The organism is Aequorivita sp. IT1183 (assembly GCF_058068265.1).
The window spans coordinates 382,204-394,769 of the sequence record NZ_JBYRHS010000004.1 but is presented as its reverse complement, the minus strand read 5'-3'; the positions used below and the strand labels follow the sequence as shown (position 1 = coordinate 394,769).

At 31.9% G+C, this 12,566-nt stretch carries 8 protein-coding genes; all 8 read right to left on the bottom strand.

The window, feature by feature from the left end; genetic code table 11:
- Positions 1-13: 13 nt before the first annotated feature.
- The 8 genes from AC3RVF_RS10110 to AC3RVF_RS10075 all read right to left on the bottom strand — a co-directional run bounded on the left by AC3RVF_RS10110 (position 14) and on the right by AC3RVF_RS10075 (position 12,132).
- Complete coding sequence (locus AC3RVF_RS10110) at positions 14-919, bottom strand: hypothetical protein (protein WP_489693308.1); 906 nt, start codon at positions 917-919, stop codon at positions 14-16.
- Positions 920-1,107: 188 nt separating this feature from the next.
- On the bottom strand, positions 1,108-2,307 hold the full coding sequence (locus tag AC3RVF_RS10105; RefSeq protein WP_489693307.1) for a PD-(D/E)XK nuclease family protein: 1,200 nt from the start codon (positions 2,305-2,307) through the stop codon (positions 1,108-1,110).
- Complete coding sequence (locus AC3RVF_RS10100) at positions 2,304-3,308, bottom strand: HNH endonuclease (protein ID WP_489693306.1); 1,005 nt, start codon at positions 3,306-3,308, stop codon at positions 2,304-2,306. Before AC3RVF_RS10100 ends, AC3RVF_RS10105 begins: the two co-directional genes overlap by 4 nt.
- Positions 3,295-5,616 carry an OLD family protein gene (locus AC3RVF_RS10095; RefSeq protein ID WP_489693305.1) on the bottom strand — a complete coding sequence of 774 codons (2,322 nt, stop codon included), beginning with the start codon at positions 5,614-5,616 and terminating at the stop codon, positions 3,295-3,297. The genes AC3RVF_RS10100 and AC3RVF_RS10095 overlap by 14 nt, the downstream gene beginning before the upstream one ends.
- Positions 5,613-6,914 carry a restriction endonuclease subunit S gene (locus AC3RVF_RS10090; protein WP_489693304.1) on the bottom strand — a complete coding sequence of 434 codons (1,302 nt, stop codon included), beginning with the start codon at positions 6,912-6,914 and terminating at the stop codon, positions 5,613-5,615. The genes AC3RVF_RS10095 and AC3RVF_RS10090 overlap by 4 nt, the downstream gene beginning before the upstream one ends.
- Positions 6,901-8,526, bottom strand: a complete 1,626-nt coding sequence (locus AC3RVF_RS10085; RefSeq protein WP_489693303.1) for an HsdM family class I SAM-dependent methyltransferase — start codon at positions 8,524-8,526, stop codon at positions 6,901-6,903. The genes AC3RVF_RS10090 and AC3RVF_RS10085 overlap by 14 nt, the downstream gene beginning before the upstream one ends.
- Before the next feature lie 9 nt (positions 8,527-8,535).
- Positions 8,536-11,604: a type I restriction endonuclease subunit R gene (locus tag AC3RVF_RS10080; RefSeq protein ID WP_489693302.1), complete on the bottom strand. Its 3,069-nt coding sequence runs from the start codon at positions 11,602-11,604 to the stop codon at positions 8,536-8,538.
- 135 nt (positions 11,605-11,739) lie between these two features.
- Positions 11,740-12,132 (bottom strand): hypothetical protein, encoded by a 393-nt coding sequence (locus AC3RVF_RS10075; protein ID WP_489693301.1) that lies wholly within the window; start codon positions 12,130-12,132, stop codon positions 11,740-11,742.
- Positions 12,133-12,566: the final 434 nt, after the last annotated feature.

The following is a 12,566-nucleotide window of genomic DNA, read 5'->3' as shown; positions in this document are numbered from 1 at the left end:
AAAGATTGTAAAGTTAGAAAATATTATCTAAATCAATTTTTTCTTCTTCTAAATAATATAATTTATTATCTGATAAGTCGAATTCTAAATTTGCGATCGTTCCAGAAAAACTAAAGTTAAGATCTTCTTTAGTTACCTGGCCTTCCCTTAACTCCCAATAACCATTAGACGAAATTATCTGTATTTTCCCCTTATTCAAATTTATAAACTCAAAAATAATTCCAAGTCCCAAACCGCCAGGTATATTACCTATTTTAGTAGTATTTCCTAGCTGCATTGCCCAATCTATACATTCGCAAGGAGAAAGTTTATCTTTCAAAAAACGTTGAACATTATTTGTTATTGTATCTCCCGTATCAACAATAGTAATATGCAGTTTTTGTTTATTAGGATAAAATTGACCACAAGTATGAATGTTCCTACATTTTCCGTGAGTTCTTGCATTTTCAAAAAGTTCATAGATGTTTTCCTTTATTTTCTTGCCCAGCCGTTCACTATGTCTTGGGAATTCTGGATTATCAATTAACTCAGCCTGAATATATTGATTATAGGATATGGCTTCTTTTTCCTTAAACATTTTATACGATATAGGGGTTTTATGTTCTCGTGTTGAAGGAATTTGCACACCATAGTGTTTAAAGAAACCATTTCGTGAAAGAATATCACTCTTATTATGAAAATTTTCACAATCTATTAAAGTAACTACATTGCCTCGTGATTCTAGTTCTTCTATTATAGCGCCCAAAATAGCACATAAATTAGCTTCTAACCACATTACATACTTAAAACTGATTAGTATTACTTGGTTTTGCGCAGAGGATAAATCATTGTGAAGCCGAAGCAATAATTCATAACCTTCAATCGCCGAAGTAATTCTTTGGGGAACATAACTAATATGAGGTTTATCTTTTGTCATCATCAATCAATATTTATATCCAGTTCGATTTGAGATTTCAAATCTCTGCTTCTTCTTACAATATAATTTTTCATAATGTCTTTACCTATATATGCAACCAGTGCTCTATCAGGGGGAGAAGTTTAGTTTATTTTCATACCGTGTTTTAAGCTATGCTGTAATTTTAAGAAGTTGTTTATTTCTTTCTTACATCAATTAGTCTTTAAAATATTACGTTCTTCTAAATATGCTTCAACTTTTTTAACTGGAGCATCATTAGCTTTAATTAAACTAACTAATATTTCACTAAAGCGTTCTTTAAATGAAATACCTCTAGTGAAAATATTCTTTTCATGATACGTAAAAGCGTGTGTGTGATTTTTTCTAATGTCTAAAGTTGACTCATTAAAGTGTTTTTGATTTTTAAACTCCTCAGTGAAGATTGCAACAAACTCTTGTTTATTTACAACACTGTTAGTGTTATTCCTTATTTCAAAACAAAGCCACAATGCATCATGTTCCATTAATTCGGATGCTGTTTTTATATAGAAATACAAATCATACCTTTTATCTTTTCTTCTAAACCATTTACCAGCCTTTTCGTAATCGTGTTCCTTAAATTCATATTCAATTACTTCTTCAATATGCTTTTCGGCAGCCTCTTTCGTTTTTATTATACCACTTATGTCTTCGTAATTTTCTACAATCTTACTTAATACATTATCCATTTCAGGGTTTTCTTTTAGATGATAATAATGACTTTCTATGTTTTTAAAATATTCTCTTAGATAAAACAAATCTGTACTACTAAAGTCGCCAGTAAGTTGAATATTACTTTGTACTTTTTCCAAAAGTTCTTTATGCGTAATATTCAAAAAATAAATAGAATCATTTGCCTTACATTCTTCAGGTTGATAAACTTTTAAGCTCAATACAATCCCAAAAGTCTTTTTATCTTTACTTTCTAAATGTTCCCAATAGACATATAATGGATTTATTAGATGATGGTTCAGTTTATTCTCAATACCGATTACCCAATCATCGCCTTCTAAAACAATATCTATGCTTTTTGTGGTTTCTTTAGCTCCTGTTGTTTGCTCTTCTGTTCTTACAGTTTTAACCTCATCAAAAGAACTTATATCGTTAAATGTTATGTAGGAATGTGTTTCTTTTAATTCGGCAATTTTATTTACAGCAATTTCTTGAAGTGCTTCACTAAATAATAACCCATACCCGTGTTCCTCATTCGGGTCAAAAAAATAAGCAAGTATATTACTATTGCGAATTTCTCTATGTTGAATCTTTAAAATATCAAATAGGTTTTTTCTTGGTCTTTTTGGGAGTGCCGGCAACTTGGATTTTATAAGTGCGACTTCTTTTAAAAGATCAAAATTGTCAATACTTTTCATCATTTAATTATTTTTAATTGTCTGGCTAAATCTTGTGTGTATTTTGACATAGGTCTTTTAAAAGTTTCGTCTGGCTTACTATAATTTCCAATAATCATCCTATCTATTATTAAAGTGTCTGGGAATATTTTATTGAAATTCCTTTCTAGGTATTTTTTATAAACTTGTGGATTAGCCTTAGCTTTCCAAACTAACTCTTCCCCAACATCCTTCTGTGCATCATAAATCTTTTGTAGCTGAAATAGATCATTATGATTTTCTAATAGAGTTTTATCTCCATTAAATGCCTCAAGACTAATAATCAACTTATTCAAATCTAAACTCATCCAATAATCAATTATTGACTTATCATCTAATTTAAATTGAAATACGTCCACATCATCTCCCGATGTATATAATTCAAATAAGGCGCTTTCCTTTCCTTTTGCTAAATTACAATTAGCGCAAGTAGGGTATAGATTAAAAAATGAAGTGCAGAGAAAGGGATATTTTGATTTTGGATGAAAATGATCCAGTTGTAATTTTGCTAAAACACGTTTTTTCTTCTTACGCTTTTTTGGATCAAAGTAAATCGGTTCAATCGTGATTGCAGATTGAGAATTACAATACACACAAGTTCTTAGGTCAGAATTTAATAAAAAGTATGGAAGTTCTTTGTCTCTTAAATCTTCATAGCGCATAGCAAAAACAACTTGTTCGTGAAATGTATATTTTTTGCTTGAAATATGTCTATTTAACTGTGAAGTATCTACTATTGCATTAAATTCAACTATTAGTTCCTTCATCTTTTCAGGATCTGCATTTAGAATAGTTTGATATTCGTCAATAATTTTTTTAATATATAACCTAAATTCTTTATGCTTTATTGGTTTTATATTTTCATAAAGTTTTTGGAGTCTGTCTAGTGGTAAACCAAAACTTGCTAATCTAGTATTTACAAAAAGATCATTATTAAATTTCTCTACAAACTTTTTGAGTTTATCTGTTATTTTAATCTTCCTCATCTTCCATCTCTTTTAATCTATTATCTATTTCCTGTCTTTTCAGAATAAGTGCTTGCTTATCTCTATATAAATACTTCTTATCAAATAGCTCGTTCAATCTTTCTTTTATGAGTGGTTCATCGACTATATTTATAATTTGTCTTGCACGATTTTTAGACCAATCATATTTTAAAATAAGTTCATCTATAACTTCTCTACCTTCAAGGTCATCTTTCAATACTAAGTAATCTGCTAAATCTCCAATCATTTCTTCAGAAAACTCTCCCATAAAACCATCTTGCAAAAAGAAACTATTTGCTAATAAATCGTGAACGTTAGCTCCAAAAGACTGTTTAGGCTTAAGATGATTCTCTAAAATATGCACTATATCTGACTTGTCATTTTTTACTTTATCGACATACACAATATTGTAATTGGGGATATCTGAAAGAGTTAATGGATCGTGCGTAGAAATGATAATTTGTATTTTTCTAGAATTTAATTCTGGAGTTTTTGAATTATCGACACCATTGTTAAGTTTATCAAAAATAATTGGAAGCACTTTTGTTATTGCACTTACATATTTCTTTTTCCATAAAGGATGAAAACCTAAATCAGCCTCATCCAATAAAATAATGTAATGTTCTTTTCTTCTAAAATGATTACGTTTTCTCATGGTGAACTCATAGAAACTACTAAAAAGATTTAGTAAAGATTTCTCTCCGTAAGAAAGTCTCTTGTCTGGTCTGAATTCTAATATTTGAGCATTAATTAAGTAATTCCCATTAAATTCTTCTAGCAGAACTCTATAAGTTTTCATAAAGCTTTTGAAGACTGAAAAATCAATACCGTTAAGTTGTACATTTATTTTACCACCTTCAATGATAACCCCTTCATACTGACTAAACTTGTTAGTGAAATTATAAAATTCTTGTATGGCCTTAAATAATTTAATTGCCTTTATAGCTCCATCTTTTAGTTGATCGATTATCTGAAAACGAGCTTCAAAAATTGCATTAAATGATTTACCTATCCCTACTTCAACTTCCTCAAGACCTTTTTTAATTACCTCTAATAAATCTTCCTTGTTCTCCTGAATTTTTATGTCTAAATATCTGCTAAACTTTAAAATATTATTTTTAATGTTTTCAAATTCATCATCATTCAACTCACTGTTTATCAATGATTCAAGCGCTCCATTAATATAACTATTAAGATGTTTTTTATTAATACCCTCAACAGAACCTTTTAATCTTTTTATTGCCGAAATGGCACGGCCTTGCTTTTCCTTTAAAACCTCATCAAAATTTGTACTCTCAAATTGAAAAAGTAGCATATGGTAATCATTTTCTATCATAACCTCTTTCAAAGTAGAATATACGTACTTGTCTAAATATGCTATCTTATGAAAAAATAGATGTTTTAATTTTTTTTCAAAATTCGTTTCTTTAATTATGTCATAATAGCTAATAGGGTACTTTCCGTTAAAGGCAGTTTGAATTGATGTCTCATCTATTAAAAGATATGACAATATATTAACTTCAATATTTTTGAAAAAATCATTACTATCATGGGTAAGATGATCCTTATTATCAGAATCGGTTGGATAGCTTTCCCATAATTTCTCAAGGGCTTCTTTTTGGATTTTTTCGATATCACCAGTAACTTTGAATCCACCATAGGTATTTCTCAAATCCTTTTTATAAAGAGGTTTGGCCATTATTTTAATATGGTTATATAATGGTAATTTTGGATAGATACTTTTAATTTGCTCAGCAAGATCATCCGACAATAGCATTATGGAACGCTCAATATTGTCTAAATGATATTCTGCTAAAGTTGATTTAAAATGGGAAGTTTTAGAAACGGATGAACTAAAATTATTTAAATCCTGATCTGGAATGGGGGAGTAATATAAAGTCGGTATGTCAATATTGACCGTTGCATCTATTCTTTCACCTTCATAAAATACTGGAATCTGGTTCTTTTCTGTAAAGTCTCCATTTTCATTTACGTGACCTGTTCTATTAACCAATTTAATATTATGCTCTGAGTCCTCATAAATAAAGATTGCTCTTGTAGTATCGTAGTGCTTATTTATTATAGAAAAGAGTGTTGTTTTTCCACTTCCATTCGCACCAACAATAGCCGATAATTCACTTATGTTGTTTGAATATAAATTTTCAACGTAATTATCGTTCTTAACGCGATTAATAGTGATCTTTTTATACTCCAGTTCAAAATTATAATAATAATTACTAACAAAGTTAATGGCCTGAGGCTTCTCAAAAAGATAGTGTTCTATTATATATGCTGCGACTAAAATCATCCTTTCCCATATTTTAATTTATCCTCAGCAACCATCCCCAACTCCCCCACAATCTCACCATAACCATCCCCAACACTAACCTGCCCATTCATCAACATAGGCAATAACCAATCCCGAAGCTCTGAGAGCTTTTGGTTTTGTGTAAGTACATTGTTTATTTTAAGATAAATGGGGTTAATAACTTTATGAAAATCCTCAAATAATCTACTTTCAGGAATTACAAATCTTAATGCTTTCAACTTACCCTGAGTAATTAAGGGTTGAGCTGAACCACCTGCTATATTAGAATAATTAATCCCTTTCAAGGTTAAAAGAAGCCACCACAAATACTTACCCATTTTTGGTTGAGATGTAACAGCATTATCTGTAATCCAGCAGGGATTTACTGAATAATGTACTTCTCCATAATTCGCACCTACTCTTCCAATAGCAATAACAGGTTCATCGAATAGAAATTTATTTGTATTACCAATAACTCCATTAGAACCAAAAACTGGAAATTGACCACAATCTGTTAGTCGTTCCTTTTTTATTCCATTTCCATTCTTAAAAAACGCATAATGTTCTAATTCAGAATCTTCCCACCCCACAGGAATCTCCCGCTTCAACTCCTCATTGTAAACCATCTTCCCGCCAGAAGATTTATAACCTTTTGAAGCATCGACTTTATGATCTGTTGAGGCACTTCGACTGCGCTCAGTGTGACATAGGTTTAAAGGAAAATCAAATTGTACAAACCAATAATCATAAAGCGTTTTTGCCATCGCTTCTAACTCTTGGTTTATTTTGTTGTTGACTTCTATTTTGGCATCTAAATCGGAAAGAACTTTAGCTATTTGTTTTTGGGTTGCTAAATCATGAAAAGGAATTTGAAATTCTTCTATTTGAGATTTACTAATGTGAGGAACAGACGAACCGGTTTGTATTCTAAATACATAATCCTCAAATCTTGGATTATTAATACAATAATATAAATAGACTTGGTCTAAATTTTCTGTTGTCCTTAAACAAGCTACGCGTTGAGCAAGAAGTAATGGTAAATCTTCCTGAAAGATTCTTGCTTTATTTTTACCTACTTTAGAGCCATCCATTCCAATAACAATGTCATCAGTTTTTAGCTTATAATATTCTTCCTTATCAAAGGGTATATTCCAATATTTAATAGTATCCCACCTTAACTTACCTTCTGTAACATTTTCACCCCGGACAACTCTTATTCCATTATCGGTGTATTTATCACCTTTAAAGGCACAGCCAGTTAAAATATCTACTACATTTTTTAGTCTAATTAATTCCATTCAATTGCTTTAAGTTGTTTTGAATGTCATTTTCCAATCTTTTAGATTCACCAAAAAGTGATTCCAAATTACTTTCAAAGCTTTTCATTTTAGCAGCAAATTCTTCCGCAGTAATGTCTGTATATTCTATTTTCACTTCAAAATATTGCCCTGCGCTTAGGCTGTAGTTTTTGGCTTTTATTTCATCATAGCTTACCACCACAGAGAAATCTTCTTTGGCTTCTTTAGCATTAAAAACATCTATAATTTGTTGTTCTTCTGCTTCGCTTAAAACAGTTTTTTGGTTTTTGCCTTCTTTTACTTTGGTTCCTAAGTTAGAGGCATCTACCAAAACCACATCTTTGGTATTTGTTTTATCTAAAAACAAAATACTTACGTTGGTTCCTGTGGTTGCAAAAATATTAGAGGGCATACTTACTACGCCAGCCAGCATTTTACTTGCAACCAGTTTTTGGCGAATCTTTTTATCTATACCAGATTGTGCGGTTATAAAACCTGTGGGTACTACAATGGCTGCTTTTCCTTTTGCAGATAAACTGTACATTATATGTTGTATAAACAACAAGTAAATAGCCATAGATTCCTTTTTGCTTTTAGGAATATTTGGGATGCCTGCAAAAAAGCGTTCTTTATTGGCTTTACTATCTAAATCTGCGCTGTAATCACTAAAATCTAACTTAAACGGCGGATTGGAAACTATATAATCAAACTGTTCTAATTGTCCGTTTTCTTGTTTGTGGTAGGGTTTTAAAATGGTATTGCCTTGTATAATGTTGCGTATGGAATGTACTAGATTATTTAAAATAAGGTTTAAACGCAACAAAGCAGACGACTTTTGTGAAATATCCTGCGAGTAAATGGTGCATTTATCTTCGCCAATGGCGTGTGCAATATTCATTAATAAGGTTCCCGATCCCGCACTTGGGTCATAGCAGGTTACATTGTTTACATTGGTATCTGTTACCAAACAGGCAGCCATAATTTTAGCAACGGCGTGCGGTGTAAAGTATTCTGCATATTTACCGCCACTATTGGTATTGTAATCTTTAATTAAATACTCAAATATAGTCGCGAAGAAATCAAACTTCTGCGTGAAAATATGCTCAAAACTAAAGTCAACTAGCTTGTTAACTAAGGCTTTGCAGAATGCATCTCTATTGTCTGAAACATATTTACTAATGTTTTCAAACAATACTACTTTTTCGCCTCCTTGTGTAAGTACTGAGAAAATATCGCTGTTTGTTTTGGCAACGTCTAATAATGTTTGGTCAAAAATATCAGCAAATTGATCTTCGTTTTGTTGTACAAATAAACGTGACAATAGGTTTTTAGGTGCAATGCGTGCTGTGTTTTCGCTTATTTGCATGCTTAGCATTTCTAAATCATCATCGGTATATTTTTCTAAAGCTTTGTCAAAATCAGCTGCTTTTGCTAATGCTGGTTCCAGTTGTTTTAATTCGTAAACGTATTTATCGTTTAGGAATTTATATAAAAACACTTGGGTTATAATTTTAAATTCGTTTCCGTCATTTCCTAAACCATAATTGGCGCAGACGCTTTTAAGATCGTCTATAAGGGCTTTGGTTTGGGTTTCAAATTGGTTTGTAGTCATTCTTTATTTTTAGGCAACTCTTCCGTTGTATTCGTTCATATATTCTTTTACAATAATGCTGTTAATCCGTTTTACATCGGTTGTATTTACAGCTATATTTTGTTCTTTATTAAATTGGTTAATCACCAAACGCATTACCATTTTTTCTACATAACTCTCGTTTTCTAAAATCTTTGAGTTTTGTAGTATCTCTTTATCTACCGCAGTTTTTAAACCTTTTAGGGCATCAAATAATTTACGTTCACTATCCGTTAACGGGTCTTTTTCCATTAAGCGTTTGTGAATGCGGGCATACTTAGCATCGTAATCATACTTTGCTCTTAACAATTGGTTTTCGCGTTCTAAGGTTTTGGCTTTATCGTAAATGGTGTTTAATGCTTTAATATTGGCTTCCATTTCTTCTTTGGAAACTTCACTTAAATTCTTCATTTTAAATAATCGCTCTAATTCTTCTCGTAAGGAGACAAAAACAGGATCGCGCGGGTCAAAATTACCGCCAAGCATTTCGCGTGTTTTCTGAAGAATGTTTTTAAGCTCGTCTGCCAAGACCATTTCTTCTTCTTTTATTTTGGTAAAAGCGAAAATGACATCTTCTAAAGCAAGGTTTAAAATGTTTGTAGTATCTACATTATGCTCTAATGCGTCTCTGGTATTTATTAAGGCTAACCTATCGTTCGCTAAACGTCCTAATATTGTTAGCTTTCTAAAGTCGAGTTTTTCCAGTAATTCAAAATCTCCGGAATAGCGAATTAGATTGTAGAGTTCTTTGGCGTTGTTTAATGCTTTTGCAATTTGGCGTATTTCTGTGCGGTCGTTAATGTCGCTCATTTGCTCGCCAAACACCGTTGCATTCTCTGTATTAAATTTAAAGAGAACGTCTTTTATTTCTTCAATTTCTTGTTCTATTTCGGCAGGCTTTTTAAATAGATTAGAGTAATGCTCCATTTCATCACCTAATTCAGATTGCAATTCGTTAAAATATTCTTGGTTGGTTTTGTCAAACTCTTTTTGAATATCTGCAAAGTCAACTACATAACCATATTTATGTTTTTTATAAGTTCTGTTTACACGCGTAAGTGTTTGAAGTAAGTTGTGCGATTTAATTTTTCGCCCTATGTATAGTTTCTTTAATCGCTTGGCATCAAAGCCAGTTAGCAACATATTATACACAAATAAAAAATCTATATTCCCAGCTTTATAATCAGCTACCCAATCGTTTCGGTCTTGCTTAGTGCCAACGTCATATAAAATTACTTGGGCAGTGTTTACTTTGCTGTCTTTTAACTTTTTATTTCCATAACTAGCAGACTCATCAGCTGCAAGATTTAAAAGAGAAGCGGATTTATCTGCATATTTCTCCTGAAAAACTTCGTGCATCATTTTAGCCTGCTCGGAAGAATCGCAGACTACCATTCCCCCAATTGTATTATCGTCCATTGAAATTCGTGCCTGCTCCATATCTTTTACGATATAGTCTAGCATAGGCTCTACAAACCTATTATGAGAATAAATGACTTTCTTTTCTGAATTGCCTTGTAACACTTTTAGTTCTTCAAGGGTTTTCTTTAAAGCCAGTTTATAATTGGTTTCTATCTCTTCACGAATTAACCGTAAAGTATAGCCATCTTTAATAGATAAGTTGTAATAGTATTTATGAATATAATCGCCAAACAAGGTTTTGGAATTATATTCTTTACCTAACAAAGGCGTGCCTGTTAAGCCAATTTTTATGGAATGTTTATCGGCTAATTCCAGATTGGCTAAAAAGCTTCCTTTTGGATTATAGCTTCTATGTACCTCATCTAAGAAAAATACCCGTTGTACACCTAAATTATAGTCGTTGTTTTTTATAACATCTGGATCATCCTTAAATTTTTGGATGTTTACTACCGTAATTTCAGCCTTTCCAGAATCGTTATGAATGACTTTTGTAGATTTTATATCTCTTGTAAATGCATCTCTACTATTTACTTTATGAACCACTAAGCCTCGAGCTGTAAATTCTTTAGCTGCTTGGGTTAATAAATCCAACCGATCTACAATAAAGTAGAACTTTGGAATAATGTTTTTCTTTTGATAATAATCTGTAAGATGCTTTACATTAAAATACGCCAAGGCAGTTTTCCCAGAACCTTGCGTGTGCCAAATAATTCCTTTTTTAATTCCAGCTTCTAATTTGCTTTCTATGGCTTTTGTTGCAAATAGCTGTGGATAACGCATCACGTGTTTTTCTAATCCATTTTCTTCTTCTACGTATGCGAGTGCATATTGTAATATGAATTTTAAACGATCTCTTTGGAATAAAGACGTGGAAATAGCATTGGTTGGAGTATTTGAACTTTTATTGTATAGGTACTCAATTTTGCTTTTAATACTTAGAAGATTCGTGTCTTTTAATATGAAATTCTCGTCCTCCTCTGTAAGTGGCGCGAGTAATTTATTCAAATCGAATATTTCTTCTTCTCTGAAATAATTGAAAATTGGTTTAAAATAATTGGTAGTGCTGTAAAATGCACCTTCTAACATTTGAGTATCATCTTCTGAATACTTCATATTGTTAGAAAACACCATTAGCTGTGTGATGTTTATGAACTTTCGGAATTTCTTGTTCTGAAAACGGCGTTGCATCCGTCTGTGTTCATCCTGAACCCCGTCTCTATTATTAGGTTTTTTCACCTCAATAAAAACTAAAGGCATTCCGTTTATTAAAAGTATGATGTCTGGCCTAAACGTTTCATCATCTTTCTGATAGGGTAATTCAGTTACAACCTGAAAAGAGTTATTATCGAAGTTTTTAAAATCAATAAGTTTTATTCCCGATTGATCTATTAGCTTATTATAAAACGCACGTCCTAAATCTTCATTTTCTAAAGAAAGACTTACTTCTTGATAAAGACGATTGATGTCCGCCTCAGATATTCCCTTGTTAATTTCTTTAATGGAACTTGTAAAAATATCAGTAAATATATTGGTTTCAATATCCCACACCTCATTTTTCAGAGATAGGTATTTATAGCCCAACTGAGTAAGATGGAGAATAGCCGGTATTTTTACTCGGGAGTCTTCGTTGAAAGCCATAAATTGGTTAGTAATTCTTCAAATATAAAATAATAAAACACTATCGCACTGCAAGTTTTCGCAACGCGAGAGATTTTGTTGTTTTGATTAGCTTATGTTTTTACACGGCTACCAATAGCGAAAGCAATTTACCACCTACTTCACCACCTCCACATTATACGTATACTTATAACCCACATATGAAACGGTGAACTTACTTTGCTCTTTGGCGGTTAATGCTTTAATGTATTTTATTCTACAGATTTTATCGTTGTTATCTACGCAATAGAAAGCCAGGCTTTCTTCACCATTTTCGGTGGTTTCTATATCTTCATCGCCAGAAATGGTGTACTCCATATCTTGTTTTGCCCGGATAGTTATTTTATTGGTATCTAGGTTTAGCGTAATTAAATCGCTAGTTTCTGAAATAGGGTCCCATTCTGTCCATTGTCCGTTATCTAGCTCGTAGCGCATCGAAATACCTGTTGCTTTAAGCTTAATTACCTGTGCTGAAATTGGCATGCTAATCAATAGGAATAGAACAGCCAAAAGGAGCGGTTTAAATACACATTTTTTCATCATACTAGTTTTTAATTTTTGTTATTCAGTAAAACAATCATAAATGGGGATTTAATTTTTTGCGTTTTTATTTCAGCAAAGCTTTAAGTGGGTTGAATTCTTTTTTTATTGCGTTGTATTTTTAAGTGTTGGTTTTAGTTTTGTAAATGTAAAAGTGTTAAAGTACATCGCATTGCGGAATTCCACATTGCAGTTAAAATAATTAGCGCACGACAGCTTGGAGCCTCTGTGCATGTGGTTTTTTGGTGATCGTGGGTCTCCTACGCTAAAGCTTCGGAGACCATGGGGAGAGAATCAAAGATATCAATTTTTACAAATTTTTCACTATCAAAATTGTTTTCTAAACAGGATGCTATTTTTTCTGAAAAAATATAAGGCGTATTTCTGTTTAGGTGGCAACTACA

What these genes read in the sequence shown, in the direction of transcription:
- AC3RVF_RS10110 (WP_489693308.1), bottom strand. Translation starts at nt 919, where the DNA reads ATGATGACAAAAGATAAACCTCATATTAGTTATGTTCCCCAAAGAATT.
- AC3RVF_RS10105 (WP_489693307.1), bottom strand. Translation starts at nt 2,307, where the DNA reads ATGATGAAAAGTATTGACAATTTTGATCTTTTAAAAGAAGTCGCACTT.
- AC3RVF_RS10100 (WP_489693306.1), bottom strand. Translation starts at nt 3,308, where the DNA reads ATGAGGAAGATTAAAATAACAGATAAACTCAAAAAGTTTGTAGAGAAA.
- AC3RVF_RS10095 (WP_489693305.1), bottom strand. Translation starts at nt 5,616, where the DNA reads ATGATTTTAGTCGCAGCATATATAATAGAACACTATCTTTTTGAGAAG.
- AC3RVF_RS10090 (WP_489693304.1), bottom strand. Translation starts at nt 6,914, where the DNA reads ATGGAATTAATTAGACTAAAAAATGTAGTAGATATTTTAACTGGCTGT.
- AC3RVF_RS10085 (WP_489693303.1), bottom strand. Translation starts at nt 8,526, where the DNA reads ATGACTACAAACCAATTTGAAACCCAAACCAAAGCCCTTATAGACGAT.
- AC3RVF_RS10080 (WP_489693302.1), bottom strand. Translation starts at nt 11,604, where the DNA reads ATGGCTTTCAACGAAGACTCCCGAGTAAAAATACCGGCTATTCTCCAT.